Source organism: Sphingomonas sp. PP-CC-1A-547, assembly GCF_003610375.1.
Classification (GTDB): Bacteria; Pseudomonadota; Alphaproteobacteria; order Sphingomonadales; family Sphingomonadaceae; genus Sphingomonas.
The window spans coordinates 1,071,030-1,091,675 of the sequence record NZ_RAPZ01000010.1; the positions used below are offsets into that span (position 1 = coordinate 1,071,030).

Here is a 20,646-nt window from a genome sequence, read left to right on the forward strand (position 1 = left end):
TCACGAGCGCGAGGACATCACCCAGTGACCGCCACGCTTGCGGATCGCGACACCCAGCAGCGGCGCGGCGAGGCGGGGATCGCCCGACAGCTTGGCCGTCGCGATGCTGCCGCTGAACGCGCGTTTCGCGACGCCCGGATCGGCGCGCAGGTCGACGCCCAGCGCGCGCGACAGGTCGTCGGCGACTTCCGCCAGCGTCGCGCCCTCATACGCCAACACGCTGTCGCGCCACGATCCGACGCTGGCGACATCGACTGCGGTCACGGTCGCCTTGCCGTCGCGGACGACCAGCCCCTGCCCCTTCACGAGCCGGATGCCGCCCTGTCCAGGGTTATAGTCGACCGCGCCTTCCGACACCGCGACACGCGTTTCAGCGCGCGCAAACTTCACGTCGAACGCGGTGCCGACATCGACCAGCCGAGCGCCACCGACGCTGACCTCGAACGGATCGCTGTCGTCGTGCCGGATCACGAACATCGCCTCGCCGCGCTCGAGCGTCGCGACCCGCGGATCGTCGCGATCGAGCATCAGGCGCGTCGCACCACCCATCGCGATTGTGCTTCCATCGGCAAGCCGAACCGTCCGCATCGTCCCCGCCGCGGTTTCGACGGCATAAGGATGCGCGCGCGTTTCGATCGCCTCATAGCCGACGAACAGCGCGAGCGACGCGGCGATCGCTCCACCGGCCCAGACCGGCCAGCGCCTCCGCGCAGGCTGCATCACGATCGGCGCGGCCTGCACGGGAGGCACCGCCGCCGCCATCTCCTCGATATCCATCGACATCGCATGATACGCCGCCGCATGGCGCGGGTCCGCCTCCAGCCAGGCGTGGAACGCGGGCCAGTCGTCGAACGCATCGCTGCCGGTGCGGACCACCCAGTCCAGCGCGGCCTCGTTCAGCGTGCGTTCTTCGATGTCGTCATGCTCCGCCATCATGGCCTCCTATAGCCGAAGACGGAGACGTTGCGATCAAGCCTCATCATAGCGTCGCTTTGCATCGATCATCGCGCGATAGGCTTTGCGCAGGTCGCCCTCGACCGTGCTGAGGCTTACGCCGAACTCGGCAGCGACCGCGCGCTGCTCGACGCCGTCGATCCGGTGCCGTCGGAATATTCGCGCCGCCCGGTCGCCGACCGACTGCAACGCCGCCTCCGCCAGCACCGCCTGCTCGCGTGCGATCACGACGCGTTCGGCGGATGGCTCCTCGGAGCGGTCGAGCGACGGTCCCCCGGTCGCCTCGGTCCATTCGCGATCGCGCTTCTCCGCCTGCCGCACCGCACGATGGCGATCGAGCATCAGGTTGTTCGCCATCCGGTAGAGGTACGATAGCGGCGACGCGATTGGCCCGGTCGGGGCGGTCTGGATCCGCACCCACAGTTCTTGCAGCAGATCCTCCGCATCGCCCGCGCCGAGCGAACGGATGAACCGCAACAGCGTATCGCGATTTGCTAGGAAAACGGCCTCAAGGCCCGAGGAGTCCATGTCATGCCCGTGTCGATAGGCCGCCGATCGGCGCTCGGCGGCACCGTGTTCCCGGCGGGACGTACAGCGCTTGGCGGGGAGACACAATCAGCGCGCCCGGCGCCGTGTTACTGGTGCAGCAGCGTCCAGCCCTGCGGCAGATAGTCCGTCGACATGTAATAATAGAACAGGCACGTCCCGTCGCGGCGATAGGTGCCGCCCTTGACGAGGCCCAGCGCGGTGCTGCCCTCGAACACCGGCGCGCCGCTGTCGCCGGCCTTGCACGTCGGCCCCTCGACGGCGACCCAGGTCGGCAGGCACGCGCCGCCACACAGATCGCCCGCCGGCGCGAAATCGACCATCGCGATCACCGCACAGCTATAGCCGGTACGCTCGCCGCGATGACACACGAAGTCGCCCGCCCGCGTGCTCGTCCGGTAGCGCCACGTGGCGACGGGCCGCGCGAGCGTCTTGGCGGTGTCGGCGTAGAACAGCGGGGCATAACTGACGTCAGGCGCGGTCGCGACGTTGACCTGTACGTCCTGATACCCCCAGCCCCATTGCCCGACGAACGCCAGCGGCCATTCCTCGCGGCCGCCGTCCGAAGGGCGCTTGCCGACATAGGAAAGCGTGTCCGGACAATGCGCCGCGGTGACCACGCCGTTGCGCACGCCATCGGACACGACGAAGCCGGTCGTGCAGGCATAGCGCTTGCCATCGACCGTCCCGACGACACGCGCCCCGCCCTCAATCGCGCCGCTATCGACCGGGGCGGGTATGGGCGTGGGGACCGGAGCGACTTGGTCCTGTGCCATGTTCACCGGCGGCTTATCAACGGCTTCGATCCGCACCGGAACGCCGGTCATCGTCGCGATCCGGGTACGCAGCGCACCGTCGCGGTCGAGATCGGCATCGCCCGACGCGATCATCACGACCAGTTCGCCGGTCCGCTGGTCCACACCAAGCCCGGGCGGGTGCGGCAGGGACTCGCGTATCTTCGCCTGATACGCCGTGATCGCGGCGAGCACCGCCTCGCGCGTCGCAGGTGCGCCGGTGCGGAAGACGATCGGCACGACCATCCCGCCCGCTGTCACCGACTGATCGGCGACCGGATCGGTGCCGGTCAGCAGCACGACGATGCGGTAATTCGGCTGATGCTCGATCGCGACCCCGGCCCAGCGATCCTTGTAAGTTTCGCGCAGCGCGTCGGTTGCCGGCACGCTAGCGCCCTGCGCACGCATCCGCCGCAGCGCCTCGTCGAACGGCACGCCGAACCGGGTCGCATACTCACTCGCATCCTGCATCAGCGCGTCGACCGGCAGTTGCACCTGCGCCGCCGATACCGGCCCCGCCCCGAGTGCGAGCAGCGCCGCCGCCAGAAACCACCGAACAGATATAGTGAACATGAACGACGAAATCCTGGGCGCGCGGGTCTTCTGAGGCGTCATACCGCCATGATCTGAACCGGTGCTTTCACGCAAGCGATCGAGGTGATTGCGCGCGATCTCGCAAGCGTCCTATCAAGCACGCCATGAAGATCATGCTCTCCGCCAGCCTCGCCGTGCTCGCCTTTGCGAGTGCCCCTGCCGCCGCCCGGCAACTCACCATCGACGACGTGACGATGCTCAGCCGCGTCGGTGCGCCGACCGCGTCGCAGGACGGGCATTGGCTCGTCTGGGCGCAGCGCGAGACCGATCTCGCGGCGGACAAGGGGCGCTACGATCTCTGGCGGCTCGACCTGACCACGCCGGGTGCGACGCCGGTGAAGCTGCTCGCCGATCCGCAGGTCAACGAGAACGACCCGCAGATCGTCGGCAACACGGTGTATTTCACCTCGGACAAAGGCGGCGAAGATGCGGTCTGGTCGGTGCCCGTCACGGGGGGCACACCGCGGCGCGTCACCAGCTTCAAGGGCGGGTTCAGCGGCTTCAAGGTCGCGCCGACCGGCGACAAGCTGCTCGTCTGGGCGGATCGCAAGCCGGGCGCGCCGAGCCTCGAGCCGGCAATGGTGAAGAAGGATCCGAATGCGGGCGCCGGGCGGACCTACGACCAGCTGTTCGTGCGGCATTGGGATACGTGGGCGGACGGCACGCGCTCGCAGCTGTTCGTGTTGCCGCTGACCGCCGCAGGTGCGACCGGAAACGGCGTTCCACTGGTAGGCGCGCTGGTCGGCGATGCGCCATCCAAGCCGTTCGGCGGTGCCGAGGAAGTCTCTTGGAGCCCAGACGGCCGCACCGTCTATTTTGCACTGCGCGAAGCCGGCCGGATCGAAGCGCTGTCGACCAATCTCGACATCTTCTCGGTGCCCGCGGACGGCTCGGCGGCGCCGGTGAACCTGACTCCGGCGAACAAGGCGACCGACAACCTCCCGACCGTGTCGCCCGATGGCCGCACGCTTGCATACTTCGCGATGCGCCGGCCGGGGTTCGAGGCGGATCGCCAAGTGCTGACGCTGCGCGATATCGCCAGCGGCAAGACGGTGTCGCTGACCGAGCGCTGGGACCGGTCGGTCGGCTCGATCGCGTGGGCGCCGGACTCGAAGTCGCTCTACGTGACGGCGGACGACACGCAGGAGACGCCGCTGTTCCGGGTCGATGCGACGAGCGGTGCGGTCACGCGGCTAACGCAGGAGGGTCACGTCAGCGCGGTCGCGATCACGCCGCGGGGGCCTGTGGTGGCGATCGACAGCCTCACCGCACCCGCCGATTTCTACCGTGTCGCGGGCACCGGCACACCGCAGCGGCTGACGCAGGTCAACGCGACGAAGCTTGCCGGGATCGACATGCCGACGGTCACGCGGTTCAACTTCAAGGGCGCGAACGCGGACACCGTCTGGGGCTATGCGGTCAAGCCGTACGGTTCCACGGGGAAGGTCCCGGTTGCGTACATGGTCCACGGGGGCCCGCAGGGATCGAGCAACAACAGCTGGTCGTATCGCTGGAACCCCGCCGTGTTCGCGGGTGCGGGCTACGGCCTGGTTGCGGTCGATTTCCACGGGTCGACCGGTTACGGACAGGGCTTCACCGACGCGATCAGCAACAACTGGGGTGGCTGGCCGCTCGAGGATCTTAAGAAGGGGCTGGCTGCCGCGACCGACAAGTTCGCATGGCTCGATGCCGACAATGCCTGTGCGCTCGGTGCGTCGTATGGCGGCTACATGATGAACTGGATCGAGGGGCAGTGGCCCGATCGCTTCAAGTGCATCGTCCAGCATGACGGCGTGTTCGATGCGCGCGCGATGGCGTACGAGACCGAGGAGCTCTGGTTCGACGAGTGGGAGCATGGCGGGAAAGCCTATTACGAGGACCCGCAGGCGTTCGAGAAATGGAACCCGGTCAACTACGTGGCGAAGTGGAAGACGCCGATGCTGGTGATCACCGGCGAGAAGGACTTCCGGATTCCGTACACGCAGGGGCTGGCGACGTTCACCGCGCTGCAGCGGCGCGGGATCCCGTCGCGGTTGCTGGTCAATCCGGGCGAGAACCATTGGGTGCTGAAGCCGAAGAACTCGCGGCAATGGTATGGCGAAGTGTTGGGATGGATGGGGAAGTGGACGGCTAAGTAGGGAATTAACCCCTTCTGGATGCGTTACCACCCCGGCGAAGGCCGGGGCCCAATTGGAAAGGTCGCAGTAACGGGGGACTATCCGCCGTTACCTCTGTTCCCCAATTGGGCCCCGGCCTTCGCCGGGGTGGTGTTTGATCGTGGTGGTAGCGCCTCATAACCCGGCGCGACTTGTTTCCCCGCGAAGGCGGGGACCCAGACTGGGCTCCCGCCTTCGCGGGAGAACAAGGTAGGGCGGACAGTGCTCTCCCGGTCAGTGCGCCTTTGGCTTCTTCACCGCATGGAGCCCAAGCGCGATCGCGCCGCCCAGGATTAACCCGACGATCCCCGAGAAGAACGCGTTCATCACCCAGTTCACCGCGCCCTTGGCAAACGGCACCGCATGCGAAGCTGCCTCCGCCGTATCGTGGATCCAGTGCGGCAAGGCGGTGAGCCCGAACTCCTCGATCCCGTGGACGATGATCTGACCGCCGACCCACACCATCGCCGCCGTCCCGATCACCGACAGTGCCGACATCACGATCGGCATGCCCTTCACCAGCCCACGCCCGATCGCCTGCACGACCGCGCTGCTGCGTTGCGCCAGATGCAGGCCGATATCGTCCATCTTAACGATCAGCGCGACCACGCCGTAGACGCCGATCGTGATGACGATGCCGACCAGCGCCAAGACGATCGCCTGCTCCCAGATCGGCTTGGTCGCGACATCCGACAGCGCGATCACCATGATTTCGGCGGACAGGATGAAATCGGTGCGGATTGCGCCCGAGACCTTCTGTGCCTCGAGCGTTGCGGCATCGACCGGCTCAGCGACGACCTCCTCGGCATGACCGCCGCAGAACGCTTCGAGGATCTTCTCCGCGCCCTCGAAGCACAGATACGTACCGCCGATCATCAGCAACGGCGTCAGCAGCCACGGCGCGAACGCGCTCAACGCCAGCGCCGCGGGCAGGATGAAGACCAGCTTGTTGCGGAACGACCCCAGCGCGATCTTGCCGATCATCGGCAGTTCGCGCTTCGGTTCGAACCCGACCATGTAGCGCGGCGTGACGGCGGCATCGTCGACCACCACGCCGATCGCCTTGCTGCCCGCCTTCCCGGTGGTCGCGGCGATATCGTCGAGGCTGGCGGCGGCGAGCTTGGTGATCCCGGCAATGTCGTCGAGCAGTGCGACCAATCCTGTCGGCATCGATGGTGTCCTTCGCGTAAGTATCGGCGCTCGGTAACGTGACAGGATTGTCATGCAACGGCTTTCGCACTTGCGGTAGTGCGTGGCGGGCGGAATGGTTGCAGCCGACGCGACCCAAGCGACAGGACGGATCATGACCCCCTTCCCGAACGACGACTTCATCACGAACCTGCCCAAGGCGGAACTCCACCTCCATATCGAGGGCAGCCTGGAGCCCGAACTCATGTTCGCGCTCGCCGAGCGCAACAAGGTCGCGATCCCGTTCAAGAGCGTCGAGGACGTCCGCGCCGCGTACAGCTTCACCAATCTCCAGACCTTCCTCGACATCTATTATGCCGGTGCCGCGGTGCTCCAGACCGAGGAGGATTTCCGCGATCTGGCAGTCGCCTATTTCGACCGCGTCGCGCAGGACGGCGTGGTCCACGCCGAGATCTTCTTCGATCCGCAGACGCACACGCAGCGGGGCATTCCCTTCGACGTCGTCGCGCGCGGACTGTTCGAGGGGATCGACGAAGCGCAGGCCAAGCACGGCATGTCGGTGGGGCTGATCATGAGCTTCCTCCGCCATCTCGACGAGGAGGATGCGTTCAAGACGTTCGCGCAGGCGGAGCCGTGGCTCGACCAGTTCATCGGCGTCGGGCTCGATTCGTCCGAGGTCGGTCATCCGCCCTCGAAGTTCGCGCGCGTATTCGCGGCGTCGGCGGATGCCGGGCTGATGCTGTGCGCGCATGCCGGCGAGGAGGGCCCGCCCGCCTATATCCACGAGGCGCTCGACATCCTCCAGGTGGACAGGATCGACCACGGCAACCGCGCGCTGGAAGATCCGGCGCTGGTCGCGCGGTTGGCGCGTGACGCGATGACGCTGACCGTGTGCCCGTTGTCGAACGTCGCGCTGCGCAACGTCGACCGGCTGGAGAACCATCCGATCGACCGGATGCTCGATCTCGGCCTGCGCGCGACAATCCATTCGGACGATCCGGCCTATTTCGGTGGCTATATCGGCGAGAATTTCCGCCAGACGGCTCGCGCGAAGGCCCTGTCGCGCGAGCAGGTCGTGACGCTCGCGCGCAACAGCTTTCTCGGCAGTTTCCTGGATGACGACGCGCTCAGCGGCCATCTCGCGACGCTCGACGCCTATGTGAAGGCGCATCCGTGATCGGGCGGTTCCTGGCGGTCTTCGAACCGTTCATCCTGATGCTGCTCGGCACCGTGGTGCTGGCGAGCTTGTTGCCGGCCCGCGGCGAGATGGCGACGATCGTCGGTTACGCCGCCGATATCGGCATCGTCCTGCTGTTCTTCCTGCACGGCGCGAAGCTGTCGCGCGATGCGATCTGGGCGGGGCTGCGCAACTGGAAACTGCATCTGGCGGTGCTGGCCATCACCTTCGTTGCGTTCCCGCTCTTCGGGCTCGGGCTGACCGCGTTGCCGTTCGTGACCGGGCCGCTCGCCGCCGGGTTGCTGTTCCTGACCTTGCTCCCCTCGACCGTGCAGTCGTCGATCGCGTTTACCGCGATTGCGCGCGGCAATGTCGCCGCGGCGGTGTGCAGCGCGTCGTTCTCGAACCTGCTCGGCATCCTCGTCACGCCTGCGCTGGTCGCGCTGCTGATGAACACTTCGGGCAGCGGCGGGATCTCGATCGAGAGTATCGAGGCGATCGTGCTGCAACTGCTGGTGCCGTTCGTCGCAGGACATCTGCTGCGGCCGTGGATCGGTGCGTGGGTGACGCGCAAAAAGGGCCTGCTGACGGTGGTCGATCGCGGGTCGATCCTGCTGGTCGTCTACAGCGCGTTCGGTGCCGCGGTGGTCGAGGGGCTGTGGACCAAATTGTCGATCGGCGACCTGATCCTGATCGGACTCCTGTGCGCCGCGCTGCTCGCGTTCGTGCTCGGGCTGACGTTCGCCGTTGCGCGGCTGATGAAACTCCCCCGTGAGGATGCGATCGTGCTGCAATTCTGCGGTTCGAAGAAGAGCCTCGCGTCGGGCGTGCCGATGGCAGGCGTGTTGTTCCCGCCGGCGCAGGTCGGCGTGATCCTGCTGCCCGTCATGCTGTTCCATCAGCTGCAGCTGATCGCCTGCGCGGTGATCGCGCGCCGCTATGCCGAGTCCGCACCGCGCGATATTGCTTCAGATTAATATGGTAACCCGCTGCGGGTATTTGCTTTGTTCCGCCGGGGGCTGCATGATCGAGGCTCGATAGGAGAGTTTCGGGTAGATGAACGCGTCGAGCGATATTGCCGGTTCCACCGATGGCGTGGGGCTGGACCTCAATGCGTGCGACCGCGAGCCGATCCACATCCCCGGTGCGATCCAGCCGCATGGCCTGCTGCTCGTCGCGGATGCGACCAGCCTGACGGTCGTGGCGGGCGCGGGCGATCTCGAGTCTCGCCTGACCCCCGACTGGCTCGGCAGCGACCTGTCGGCGCTGTTGGCGCAGGACATTGGTGCGACCCTCACCGCCAATGACACGGTCGCCGGCGTGGCACTTGCCGGACTGCCGGTAGCGGGCCTGACCGAACGGTTCGACGTCACCCTTCACCGCACCGCCGAGCACGTGCTGGTCGAACTCGAACCCGTCGAAGCGGAACCGGTCACTGCGGCCGGCATGCTCGGCCGGCTCAACGCGATGGCGATGACGTTCGAGCGCGCGAGCAACCTCCAGGCGTTGTGCGAGCGCGCCGCGACCGCGTTCCGCCAGTTGACGGGTTTCGACCGCGTCATGGTCTATCGCTTCCTCGACGACGAGGCGGGCCGCGTGATGGCCGAGGACAAGGCGACGGGGCTCGGCACCTTCCTCAATCACCATTTCCCCGCGTCGGACATCCCGAAACAGGCGCGCGCGCTGTACGTGCGCAACCGGACGCGGACGATCCCGATGATCGATTACGTGCCTGCGGTGCTGCGCCCGGCCGGGTTCGAGACGCTCGACCTGAGCGACGTCGCGCTGCGCAGCGTGTCGCCGATCCATCTGCGCTATCTCGCCAACATGGGCGTGGCGGCGTCGGCGTCGATCTCGATCGTCAAGGACGGGCTGCTCTGGGGCCTGATCGCCTGCCATCACGGTACGCCGAAGGGCCTCACCCCCGACATCCGCGCGGCGTCGGCGACGCTGGCCAGTGGGCTCGCGCGCCAGATTCGCGCGAAGGAAGAGGCGGAGACGTACCGCGAGCGGCTGCGGCTGCGTGCGGCGGAGGATGCGGTCATCCCCAAGCTCGCGACCGAACCGGCGCCGCGCAGTATCGTCGCCGCGTTGCGCGACGACCTCCGACGAATGCTCGACGGCGACGGCTTCGCCTATGTCGAGGGCACGATCGTCGATACCGATGGGCCGTGTCCTGGCAAGGACGACATTCTCGATCTCGCCGCATGGGCTCGCACGAGGGGCGTGATCGAGCCGTTCACGACGCATGAACTGTCGTCGCTGTTGCCCCGCGCCGAAGCTTACCGTGCGCAGGCGAGCGGCCTGCTCGCGCTGCCGCTGGTCGACGAGGGAGCGGTGCTGTTGTGGTTCCGTGCCGAGCAGATCGAAGAGGTCGAATGGGCCGGCAATCCGCACAAGGCGGTGTCGGTCGATCCCAATGCGGTACTGACTCCGCGCACGTCGTTCGAATCGTGGACACAGGCCGTCAGCGGTCGATCGCGGCGCTGGACGCGCGAGGAAATCGAGGCGGCGCACCGCCTGCGCCGCGCGTTCCACGACGCGCATATCAACCAGCGCCTGCGCCTGCTAAACGCCGACCTGCAACGAACGCTCGCCGACAAGGACGCGTTGATCGCGCAGAAGGACGTCCTGATGAAGGAGGTCAATCACCGCGTACAGAACAGCCTGCAACTGGTCGCGGCGTTCCTGTCGTTGCAGGCGAAGTCGTCCGACGACGCGAAGGTGAAAGAGCATCTCGCCGAGGCACAGGCCAGGCTCGCCGCGGTCGCGCTGGTGCATCGCCGGTTGTACCGCGACGACCAGGTCGAGTCGGTCGACCTGTCGCGCTATATCGAGGAACTCGCGGGCGACATGCAGACGTCGCTGGGCGAGGACTGGGCGGCGCAGATGACGCTCGATCTCGCGCCCGTGCTCGTCGCCACCGATCGCGCGGTGAACATCGGGCTGGTGCTGACCGAACTCGTCATCAATGCGAGCAAATACGCCTATCGCGGCGATGCCGGCCCGATCCACATCATCCTCGAACAGCATCGCAACCGACTGCGCCTGATCGTCGCGGACCAAGGCGTCGGCAAGTCGGGCACGCGGATCGGCTTCGGCAGCCGGATGATGAACGCCATCGTCGCCGGGCTGTCGGGCACGATCGAGCAGGACGACAACATGCCCGGCCTGCGCGTGATCCTGACAGCGCCGGTCGACGACGTCCGCTGACATCCAGGGGACACAGTCCCGGCTCGCGCGGCAGCGACTAGAGCAACCGCAATGACCGGGCGGCCACCAACAAACCGAGAGAACTGCTATTAACAAAAAACGGCCCAAGATGTGCCACTTGTCGATCAAATTCGCTGATGCAGCCGGTCCGGATCGCGCTGAGGGTCGCGCGCGTTCGGCGTTGACGGACACGGATCGGAACGGGCGTCATCCGCTGACGTTTCAGGGATATAGCGTCCCGTCGGCGCATCCTCCCGAGAAGGACATCATCGTGCGCCGAACCAAAATCTCCGCTCGCCTCTGCACGATCGCCCTCGCGGCATCGGCCCTCACCGCCGGATCCGCTACCGCGCAGACGATCGCGCTGACCGGTGTCCGGTTGATCGACGGGCGCGGCGGCGCATCGGTGGACGATGCGACGATCGTGATCGCGAACGGACGGATCGTTGCGGCGGGCAAGGTCGCGGTGCCGGCGGGCGCGGATCGGCGCGACTATCGAGGGCGCACCGTGTTGCCCGGCTTCGTCTCGGACCATAGCCATGTCGGCCAGGTGAGCGGCACCGAGACGGGCGCGAAGAACTACACGCGCGCCAACATCGTCGCGCAGCTCGCCCAGTATCGCCGCTACGGCGTGACGACGGTGACGGCGCTCGGCAATAACGGCCCGGCGTTCGTCGGGATACGCGCCGACGCGCATGCCGGACGGATCGACGGCGCGGACCTGTTCGGCGTGATGCAGGGGATCGGCGTTCCCAACGGCGCACCACCGCAGGCGATGCTCAAGGTCGGGCCCGACCAGTTGTTTCGCCCCTCGACGCCGGAGGATGCGCGCAAGGCGGTCGCGATGATGGCGGCCGAGAAGACAGATCTCGTGAAGTTGTGGCTCGACGATTTCGGCGGCAGCGTACCGGTCAAGATGAGCCCGGCCATTTACCGCGCAGTGATCGCCGAGGCGCACGCGCGCGGGCTGCGGGTGGCGGCGCATATCCACGACCTCGCGGACGCGGAGGCGATCGTCGCGGCAGGCGCGGACATTATTGCGCACGGTATCCGCGACACGCCGGTACCCCCCGCGTTCGTCGCGACGCTGAAGGCGAAGGGCATCTGGTACATTCCGACGTTGCAGCTCGACGAAGCGACGTTCGCCTGGGCCGATCGCGCACCGTGGACGCAGACGCCGTTCGCCCGCGCCGCGCTGTCGCCTGCCCTCGCGCAACAGGTCGACGATCCGGCGTGGCGTGCCAAAATCCTGGCCGATCCGAAGACGGCCGATGCCCGGAAATCGCTGGCGATGAACCTGCGCAACCTGAAGACGCTGTACGATGCCGGCGTGAAGATCGGGTTCGGCACGGACAGCGGAGCAAGTGCAGTGCGCGTGCCCGGCATCGCCGAACACCGCGAACTCGCGCTGATGGTCGAGGCGGGACTGACGCCCGCGCAGGCCTTGCGGGTCGCGACGGCTGCGGGTGCGGACCTGCTCGGGTTGCGCGATCGCGGCGTGATCGTGGCCGGAACGCGCGCCGATTTGCTGGTCGTCGATGGCGATCCTTCGCGCTCGATCGCCGACGTCGACAAGGTCCTAGAAACCTGGGTCGCAGGACGCGCTGCGCCATTCTGAAACGCTAAAGTGCGGCCTCGGCGAACAAAACGCGTATGAATAGCGTCGGTTACGCGGACCTGCGGGAACAGAAACCCGATCGCGCGGTTCTACCCGGCGAGTGGGGGCACTCGAAACAGGATACCATACCGCATGACCAACCGTTCATCGCGCACGCTGATGGCGCTCGCCACCGCGACCTTGATCACGACATCGGGTATCGCCCTGACGAGCGGCGCGATTGCGCAGTCCGCACGGTCGGTCGATGCGCCGCCACCGCCGCCACCCGCACCAACTGCGACCCAGCCGGCAAAGGCCGCACCCGACATGCAGGCCGTACTCGATCAGCTCGCCGCGCTCGGTGGCAAGCCGATCGAGACGCTCACGCCCGCCGTCGCACGGATGCAGCCGTCGGCAGCCGATGGCGCCAAGCAGGTCATGATCAAGCACGGCCTGTCGGCAACGCCCGACGCGACCGTGACGACGCGCGACGTGCCCTATGGCAGCGACGCGAACCAGTTCGCACGGATCTACAAGCCGGCATCGCTCGCCAACGCCAAGAACCTGCCGGTCATCGTCTATTATCACGGCGGCGGCTGGGTGATCGCGACGGTCGACACCTACGACGCGGCACCACGTTTGCTCGCCAAACAGCTGGGTGCGATCGTCGTGTCGGTCGAGTATCGCCATGCACCGGAATTCAAGTTCCCGGCACAGCATGACGACGCAGCCGCCGCCTATCGCTGGACGCTGCAGAATGCGGCAAGCTGGGGTGGCGATCCGCGCAAGATCGCGGTCGCAGGCGAGAGTGCGGGCGGGAATCTGGCGGTCGCGACGGCAATCTACGCGCGCGACAATCGGCTGACGACGCCGCTGCACATCGTGTCGGTCTATCCGATCGCGAACAGCAGCATGACGCTGCCGTCGCGGATGGATTCGGCGAACGCGAAGCCGTTGAACGGCGCGATGCTCAAGTGGTTCGGCTATTATTACCAGACCACCCCCGCCGATGCGCAGGACCCGCGGCTGAACCTCGTGAAGGCAAACCTGCGCGGCCTGCCGCCGACGACGATCATCAACGCGCAGATCGATCCGTTGCGCTCCGATGGCGAGACGCTGGCAGCGGCGATGCGCGCGGCTGGCGACAAGGTCGAGCAGCGCACCTTCCCGGGTGTGACGCACGAATTCTTCGGCATGGGCATGGTCGTGCGTGGGGCACAGGATGCCAACACGCTGGCGATCGCGCGACTCAAGGCAGCATTCGCCGCCAAACCGAAGCGTTGATCGAGATGGGCCGGGGTGAAGCGGATCACCTCGGCCCTTTTGGTGATGCTCCGCTCGGCCGATTGGCCGATTAAGAACATCTGCAAGTTATCCGCACGACTATTGATAAGTACCCGTTATCAACGCCTTTCGGCTCACCAAGCTCGTTGATGTAGGATAGTTTTATCTACACAATACGGTTAGTTGATATTTCTCAGCTATCGCTATCCCGCTAATATTAGGACAGCTTACTCAGAGAGTTACGTCTTAACTTGAGCATGAAGCACAATTTAATTACAAATCGGCCTGCTATTTGATACTCAGTTTATTGGAAGCGGGGCCGATAGATGAACGTTCAAGTCATGGTTGCGGGCATTATACTCGTTGCCGCCATTGCAGGCGTGGTGCGGTGGCAACAAAAGCTTGCGCGTACCAGACGTTACGGCGCGCGGCGCCATCGGCATCGCAAGCCGATCAAACGCGACAACTGGGCGGTGAAATTGCTGCGGGAAAATCCCGCGAGGCGCCTGATGGAGCGGCGCCATTATCGGTCGCCGGGCAAGACCGACCAGACCTTGTAATATTGCAACCGCGGCCGGCAAGAATCGAAGACTTCTAGCAGTCTTTGAAGACCTTGCCGGCCAAACCGATATCCTACCGTTCGCGTGTGGCGGCGAATCGGATCTTTGCGTAGCGCTCGGCGATGTAGTTCACTTCCCAGGCGCTCTTGGCGAGGAAGACGGGGTTGCCGTCGCGGTCCTTGGCCATTGCGCCGCGGTTTATCTCGGCGAAGGTTTTCAGCTCAAGCGGGTCTTCTGCCGAGATCCAGCGCGCGGTCTCGTAGGGGGCGGGTTCGAGCCCGGCGGCGACCTTGTATTCCGCGTCGAGGCGCGACAGCAGCACTTCGAGCTGGAGCTGTCCCACCACGCCGATGATCCAGTTCGAGCCGATGTCGGGGTAGAACACCTGCGTCACCCCCTCCTCGGCCATGTCGTCCAAGGCCTTGCGCAACTGCTTGGTCTTGGTGAAGTCCTTGAGCACGACGCGGCGCAGGATTTCGGGGGCGAAGTTGGGCAGGCCGGTGAAGCGGATCGCGGCCTTTTCGCTGAGCGTGTCGCCGACTCGGAGCGTGCCGTGGTTGGGGATGCCGATGATGTCGCCGGGGAACGCCTCGTCCGCCAGCTCGCGGTTCTGCGCGAAGAACAGGATGGGGGAATGCACTGCGATCGGCTTGCCGTGGCCGGTGGGCGTAAGCTTCATGCCGCGCTTGAACACGCCCGAGCATAGCCGCATGAACGCGATCCGGTCGCGGTGGTTGGGGTCCATGTTCGCCTGCACCTTGAACACGAAGCCGGTGACTTCGGGCTCGTCCGGGGACACGGGCGCAGGCTCGGCCGGCTGCGCGCGCGGTGGCGGGGCGTAGTCGGCGAGCGCGGCGATCAGTTCGGCGACACCGAAGTCCTTCAGCGCGGACCCGAAATAGACCGGGGTAAGGTTGCCCGCGCGATAGGCCTCGGGGTCGAAGCTCGAATAGCCGCCCTGCGCGAGTTCGGCTTCGTCGTTCAGGCGGACCATCGCTTCGGGACTGAGGATCTTGGCGAGTTCGGGATCGTCGATGCCGGTGAACGGGATCGCCTTGCCCATGAACTCGCGGCTGTCGCCTTCGGGACGGCTCAGCGTGTTGGCGTAGAGATCGTAGACGCCCTCGAACTCGCCGCCCATGCCGACCGGCCAGCTCATCGGGCAGACATCGAGCTGGAGCATCTCGGCCACCTCGTCGAGCAGCGAGAACGGATCGCGGCCCTCGCGGTCGACCTTGTTGACGAAGGTGATGATCGGCACGTTGCGCAGGCGACAGACCTCGAACAGTTTTCGCGTCTGCGGTTCGATGCCCTTGGCGGCGTCGATCACCATGACGGCCGAATCGACCGCGGTCAGCGTGCGGTAGGTGTCTTCGGAGAAGTCTTCGTGGCCCGGCGTGTCGAGCAGGTTGAAGGTGATCCCCTGGCGCTCGAACGTCATCACCGACGAGGTGACCGAGATCCCGCGCTGCTGCTCGATCTTCATCCAGTCGGAGCGCGCGCGCCGGGTCTGGCCGCGCGCCTTCACCTCGCCGGCGAGATGGATCGCACCGCCGAAATACAGCAGCTTCTCGGTCAGCGTGGTCTTGCCGGCATCGGGATGCGATATGATCGCGAAGGTGCGGCGGGGAAATTGGGTCATGGCGTGGGTCCGGTGCGCCGAGTCTTGGCTCGGGAAGATGGGTGAGCCGGGTCAGCGGCGGTCATGGCGCTGCTCTTGGCAGATGCGGGGCGCGGAGGACAGGGGGTGCGATTTCTCACAGCACCAAGGTTGGATCGAGTCTCGAAAGTAAATCCTCCCCCGCCAGGGGGAGGTGTCGCCGAAGGTGACGGAGGGGGAGGACACGGAACAGAGGTTTCGTTTTCCTCCCCCTCCGTCTGGCATGAGCCAGCCACCTCCCCCTGGCGGGGGAGGATCACAGAGGGCCGATGCGTTTGGTTCAAACGGTGGCGGGCACCAGCGTCACGCTCATCGTGATGGTCTTCGTACCCCCCGCAACCACCTCGAACACGCCGGGTTTGTCGCGATAATCGCCGGTATAGCCTTCGGGGTCGGCGATGCCGTGCCAGGGCTCGACGCAGACATAGGCCGCGCCGGGCTTGGTCCAGATGCCGAGCTTGCGCGTGTCGGGGAAGGCGATCTTCAACTGCGGGCCGGTCTTGGCGCCATAGGTGACGGCGTCGGAATGGATCGGGTCCCACACCAGCGCATCCTTGGCGAACAGTTCGTCGCGCAAGGCGATGACGCGGTCCTCGACCGGCGAGGGGCGCTCGTCAACCGCGATCTGGCCGTCGGGGCTGATCGCCTTCAGCTTGCCGGGTTCGTCGGCGTCGAACGTGATGCGGTGGTCTGCGCGGGCTTTGCCGTAGGGGAGTGGCCACGCGAAGGCGGGGTGGAAGCCAAAGCTTGCCGGCATCGCGGCGTCTGTGCGGTTGTGGATGTGCGCCTCGATCGCGAGCGTCGTGCCGTCGAGCGTGAAGACGATGTCGAGTGCGAACGCGAACGGGTAGGCCTTCCGGGTTTCCTCGCTGTCGGTGAGGCGGAAGGTGGCGGAGGTTTCCGACTGCGCGACGACGTCGAACGTCGAATGGCGGGCGAAGCCGTGCTTCTGCATCGGGTAGGCCTGGCCGTCGAGGCGAATGACGCCTTCGTTGACGACGCCGACGACGGGGAAGAGGATCGGCGCGTGACCGGTCCAGAAGGCCGGGTCAGCGTCGGTCATCAGCTCGCGGCCGTCGGCGTCGTGGAGGTGGGTGAGCTCGGCACCGTGCGGGTTGATTTGCGCGGTGAGGTGGTCGTTGGCGATCGTGATCAGGTCGGTCATGAGATTCCTTCCGTGAGCTTCAAACGCGCGAGGCTTCAAAACGCTCACCATACTACCCGCACGCCACCACCCCGGCGAAGGCCGGGGCCCAATTAGGGAACGGTGTTAACGAAGGGCATCGCGTCATCACGATGGCCTTCCCAATTGGGCCCCGGCCTCCGCCGGGGTGGTATTAGGACGCCAGCGCGTGCCCTCACCCTTGCCGCCTTCGGCGTCTCTCCCTCTCCCCTCCAGGGAGAGGGAAGGGGCCCGCGGCCGCTTGGCCGTGGGCAGGGTCAGGGCACGCTTAGACGCGCAGGCTCGCGCCCTGTTTTGCGGCCGCTGCGACGACCTTGTCGGCGATGGCCTTGATCTCTTCGTCGGTGAAGCTCTTGGCGGCCGGTTGCAGGACGATCTCGACCGCGACCGACTTGTGACCGTCCTCTACCCCTGCCCCGGTGAACACGTCGAACACGCGCGCCGAGACGATCGCGACCTTGTCGGCACCCTTGACCGCGCGGACCAGCGTGTCGGTGGCGAGCGCGGCGGGCACGAGGAAGGCGAAGTCTCGGCGGACGGCCTGGAGTGCCGGGGGCGTGTAGGCCGGGCGGGTGAAGCCGGTGGCGCGCTTGGGCGGGATCGCGTCGAGGTAGAGTTCTACCGCGGCAACGGCGCCGTCGAGGTCGAAGGCTTTCAACACCGACGGGTGGAGCATGCCGAAGCTGGCCAGCACCGTCTTGGGGCCGAGGCGGAGCGTGCCGGACTGGCCGGGATGCCATGCGTCGCCGGCCTCTCCCATCACTTGGAGGTTATCGACCGGAGCACCCGATGCGGCGAGGAGCGCAAGCGCCTCGGCCTTGGCATCGTATGCGTCGAAGCTGGCCGCCTTGCCGTCGCGCCAGCCGCGCGGGCGGCGGTCGCCTGCCAGGACTACGCCTAGCGTCGCGCGCTCGGCATCGGCGAGGTAGCGGCGGCCGATCTCGAACAGGCGGACGCTCTGCTGACCACGCTTGAGGTTGCGGCCGGTCGCGGCGAGCAGACCGGGGAGAAGCGAGGGGCGCATGACCTTCAGGTCTTCGCTGATCGGGTTGGCTAGCGTCCATGCACCACCGCCGAAGGGCGCGGCTTCGGCTTCGGAGAGGAAGCTCCAGGTTACAGCTTCGTCGAGACCACGGGCGGCGGCGGCGCGGCGCGCGCGACGTTCGAGCTTCTGCTCGGGCGTGGCGGTTGGCTTGGCGACGCCGGGCATGCGCGGGAGCGGCGTCGAGGGAATGTTGTCGATGCCCTCGATGCGGACGACTTCCTCGACGAGGTCGGCGGGGCCGTCGACGTCGCGGCGCCAGCTCGGGATCGTGACCGGCCATTTGCCCTCGATCGTCGAGAACAGCGCGTCGCTGAACGCGTCGGCGGACGTGATCGCGCCAATTGTGAAGCCGAGCGACAACAAGGTCCGCGCCTGCCGTTCGGGGGCCACGTGGAGGCCACCGAGGTCTGCACTCAAGCGCGGATCGTAGTGGATCACACGGGGGTCTAGCGGGGGTTCGCCCGAGCGCGTGACGTCGCTGGCCGTACCGCCGCAGATGTGGAGCACGAGCGCGGTGGCGATCGCGAGGCCGTCTTCGAGGAACGCCGGATCGACGCCGCGTTCGAAGCGGCTGCGCGCGTCGGAGGTGAGCGTGAGCTTCTGGCCGGTGCGGGCGATGTGGTCGGGATCGAAATAGGCGCATTCGATCAGCACGTCGGTGGTGTCCCCGGAGACGCCCGAGTGCTCGCCGCCCATGATGCCGCCGATGTCGTGCACGGCCGCGTCGTCGGCGATGACGGTCATGGTTGCGTCGAGCGTGTAGGTCTTGCCGTTGAGCGCGACGACCTGCTCGCCGTCCTTGGCTTTTCGCGCGACGAGGCCGCCAGAGAGTTTGGCGCGGTCGTAGACGTGCAGCGGGCGGCCGAGGTCGATCATCAGATAGTTGGTGATGTCGACGAGCGCGGAGATCGGCTTCTGGCCGATCGCGAGCAGGCTGCGGCGCATCCACTCGGGGGAGTCGCCGTTGGTCACGCCGGTGACGGTCTGGGCGAAGAACGCGGGGCAGCCGGCGGTGTCGTCGGTGCGGACGTCGGGACCTGCGCCCTCACTCGTGAACGTGTCGAACGTCAGCGGCGTAAGCGTGCCGAGACCGGCGGCGGCGAGGTCTCGGGCGATGCCGCGGACGCCCATGCAGTCCTGGCGGTTCGGCGTGATCGCGACGTCGATGACCGGGTCGGTCAGGCCGGCATAATCGGGGTAGGCGGTGCCGATCGGGGCGTCTTCGGGCAGTTCGATGATGCCGTCGTGATCATCGCCGAGTTCCAGTTCGCGCGTCGAGCACATCATGCCGTTGGATTCGACGCCGCGAATGCTGGCGAGCTTCAACGTGACGTCGAGACCGGGGACGTAGGCGCCGGGTGCGCCGAACACGCCGACCAGCCCGGCGCGCGCGTTGGGGGCGCCGCAGACGACTTGGAGCGGACCGTTACCGGCATCGACCGACAGGATCTGGAGCTTGTCGGCTTGCGGATGGCGTTCGGCGCTGAGCACCTTGGCGATCTTGAACGCGGCGAGCTTCTCGCCAGGGTTCTCGACGCCTTCGACCTCGAGGCCGATGCGGGTCAGCGCTTCGACGATCTGGTCGAGGGTCGCGCTGGTTTCGAGGTGCTGCTTGAGCCAGCTGAGGGTGAACTTCATGCGCCGACTCCGCCGGACAAGGTGGGGACGTCGAGGCTCGAAAAGCCGTAATGCTTGAGCCAGCGGATATCGCCGTCGAAGAACGGGCGGAGGTCGTCCATGCCGTATTTGAGCATCGCGAGGCGGTCGATGCCGCAGCCGAACGCGAAGCCCTGCCATTCGTCGGGGTCGAGCCCGCACGCTTCGATGACCTTGCGGTGGACCATGCCCGAGCCGAGGATCTCGAGCCAGCCATCGGGCTCGGCGCCGCCGACGACGCGCTTGCCCTTGACCAGCGTGTAGCCGACATCGATCTCGACCGACGGCTCGGTGAAGGGGAAGTAGCTGGGGCGCAGGCGAAGCACGATGTCGTCGCGCTCGAAGAACGCCTTCACGAAGGTTTCGAGCGTCCACTTCAGATGGCCGAGCGTGATGCCCTTGTCGATCACGAGGCCCTCGACCTGGTGGAACATCGGCGTGTGCGTCGCGTCCGAGTCCGAGCGGTAGGTGCGGCCGGGGGCGATGATGCGGATCGGGGGCTTCTGGCTCAACATCGTGCGGATCTGGACCGGCGACGTGTGCGTGCGGAGCAGCGAGAAGGTCGTCTTCTCGTCAGCAGTGCCGGCGGCCTTCGCGTCGATCCCCTGCTGGAGATAAAAAGTATCGTGCATCGCGCGCGCCGGGTGCGTCTCGGGGATGTTGAGCGCGGTGAAATTATGCCAGTCGGTCTCGATCTCGGGACCGGTCGCGACCGCGAAACCGAGGTCGGCGAAGATCTCGGCGAGTTCGTCCATGACCTGGCTGACGGGGTGGATCGTGCCGGCGGGCGTGGCGTCGGCGGGGAGCGTCATGTCGAGCGTTTCGCTGGCGAGGCGCGCGTCGAGTGCGGCGCGTTCGAGCGTGGCTTTCCGCTCGGCGATGCCGTTGGCCACTGCCTCACGCAGCCCCTGGATCAGCGGGCCTTGGACGAGGCGCTCGTCCGGCGTCATCTTGCCGAGCGTCTTCAGCAGCGCGGTGATCGTGCCCTGCTTGCCGAGCGCCTCGACCCGGCACGCGTCGAGCGCGTCGAGGCCGGATGCGGCGGCGATCGCCGTCAGCATGTGGTCGCGCATCTGGT

15 protein-coding genes are annotated in these 20,646 nt (G+C 66.5%); 7 read left to right on the top strand and 8 right to left on the bottom strand.

The annotated features are described in order from the left end of the window. The 3 genes from C8J39_RS05580 to C8J39_RS05590 all read right to left on the bottom strand — a co-directional run bounded on the left by C8J39_RS05580 (position 1) and on the right by C8J39_RS05590 (position 2,867). On the bottom strand, positions 1 to 933 hold the full coding sequence (locus tag C8J39_RS05580; protein ID WP_165895135.1) for a FecR domain-containing protein: 933 nt from the start codon (positions 931 to 933) through the stop codon (positions 1 to 3). Between the two features lie 36 nt (positions 934 to 969). Then, the gene (locus C8J39_RS05585) at positions 970 to 1,482 is read right to left on the bottom strand and encodes an RNA polymerase sigma factor (RefSeq protein ID WP_120299547.1); all 513 of its coding nucleotides are present in this window, start codon (positions 1,480 to 1,482) and stop codon (positions 970 to 972) included. Between the two features lie 107 nt (positions 1,483 to 1,589). Continuing rightward, positions 1,590 to 2,867, bottom strand: a complete 1,278-nt coding sequence (locus C8J39_RS05590) for a hypothetical protein (RefSeq protein ID WP_120299757.1) — start codon at positions 2,865 to 2,867, stop codon at positions 1,590 to 1,592. A gap of 125 nt (positions 2,868 to 2,992) precedes the next feature. On the opposite strand from C8J39_RS05590, the gene C8J39_RS05595 reads away from it, so the two are divergent. Continuing rightward, the gene (locus tag C8J39_RS05595; protein ID WP_120299548.1) at positions 2,993 to 5,026 is read left to right on the top strand and encodes a S9 family peptidase; all 2,034 of its coding nucleotides are present in this window, start codon (positions 2,993 to 2,995) and stop codon (positions 5,024 to 5,026) included. 252 nt (positions 5,027 to 5,278) lie between these two features. Here C8J39_RS05595 and C8J39_RS05600 read toward each other — a convergent pair whose 3' ends face one another. Further along, on the bottom strand, positions 5,279 to 6,214 hold the full coding sequence (locus tag C8J39_RS05600) for a DUF808 domain-containing protein (RefSeq protein WP_120299549.1): 936 nt from the start codon (positions 6,212 to 6,214) through the stop codon (positions 5,279 to 5,281). A 133-nt stretch (positions 6,215 to 6,347) separates the two neighbouring features. On the opposite strand from C8J39_RS05600, the gene C8J39_RS05605 reads away from it, so the two are divergent. The 6 genes from C8J39_RS05605 to C8J39_RS05630 all read left to right on the top strand — a co-directional run bounded on the left by C8J39_RS05605 (position 6,348) and on the right by C8J39_RS05630 (position 14,024). Continuing rightward, entirely contained in the window at positions 6,348 to 7,370 is a 1,023-nt protein-coding gene (locus C8J39_RS05605) for an adenosine deaminase (RefSeq protein WP_120299758.1), read from the top strand. Next, the gene (locus tag C8J39_RS05610; RefSeq protein WP_404969317.1) at positions 7,370 to 8,347 is read left to right on the top strand and encodes a bile acid:sodium symporter family protein; all 978 of its coding nucleotides are present in this window, start codon (positions 7,370 to 7,372) and stop codon (positions 8,345 to 8,347) included. The genes C8J39_RS05605 and C8J39_RS05610 overlap by 1 nt, the downstream gene beginning before the upstream one ends. Before the next feature lie 79 nt (positions 8,348 to 8,426). Further along, on the top strand, positions 8,427 to 10,583 hold the full coding sequence (locus C8J39_RS05615) for a histidine kinase dimerization/phosphoacceptor domain -containing protein (protein WP_120299551.1): 2,157 nt from the start codon (positions 8,427 to 8,429) through the stop codon (positions 10,581 to 10,583). 271 nt (positions 10,584 to 10,854) lie between these two features. Further along, positions 10,855 to 12,201, top strand: a complete 1,347-nt coding sequence (locus tag C8J39_RS05620) for an amidohydrolase family protein (RefSeq protein WP_207896929.1) — start codon at positions 10,855 to 10,857, stop codon at positions 12,199 to 12,201. Between the two features lie 132 nt (positions 12,202 to 12,333). Beyond that, on the top strand, positions 12,334 to 13,464 hold the full coding sequence (locus tag C8J39_RS05625) for an alpha/beta hydrolase (protein WP_183037930.1): 1,131 nt from the start codon (positions 12,334 to 12,336) through the stop codon (positions 13,462 to 13,464). A 326-nt stretch (positions 13,465 to 13,790) separates the two neighbouring features. Continuing rightward, positions 13,791 to 14,024: a hypothetical protein gene (locus C8J39_RS05630; RefSeq protein WP_132833372.1), complete on the top strand. Its 234-nt coding sequence runs from the start codon at positions 13,791 to 13,793 to the stop codon at positions 14,022 to 14,024. Between the two features lie 73 nt (positions 14,025 to 14,097). Here C8J39_RS05630 and C8J39_RS05635 read toward each other — a convergent pair whose 3' ends face one another. The 4 genes from C8J39_RS05635 to pheS all read right to left on the bottom strand — a co-directional run bounded on the left by C8J39_RS05635 (position 14,098) and on the right by pheS (position 20,641). Then, positions 14,098 to 15,666 (bottom strand): peptide chain release factor 3, encoded by a 1,569-nt coding sequence (locus C8J39_RS05635; protein WP_120299555.1) that lies wholly within the window; start codon positions 15,664 to 15,666, stop codon positions 14,098 to 14,100. Between the two features lie 298 nt (positions 15,667 to 15,964). Continuing rightward, a complete protein-coding gene (locus C8J39_RS05640; RefSeq protein WP_120299556.1) occupies positions 15,965 to 16,849 on the bottom strand; it encodes an aldose 1-epimerase family protein in 885 nt (294 codons plus the stop codon). A gap of 286 nt (positions 16,850 to 17,135) precedes the next feature. Continuing rightward, positions 17,136 to 19,550, bottom strand: coding sequence for a phenylalanine--tRNA ligase subunit beta (pheT, locus tag C8J39_RS05645; RefSeq protein ID WP_120299557.1), 2,415 nt, complete (start codon positions 19,548 to 19,550; stop codon positions 17,136 to 17,138). Further along, entirely contained in the window at positions 19,547 to 20,641 is a 1,095-nt protein-coding gene (gene pheS, locus C8J39_RS05650; RefSeq protein WP_181321194.1) for a phenylalanine--tRNA ligase subunit alpha, read from the bottom strand. The genes pheT and pheS overlap by 4 nt, the downstream gene beginning before the upstream one ends. Positions 20,642 to 20,646 lie beyond the last annotated feature (5 nt).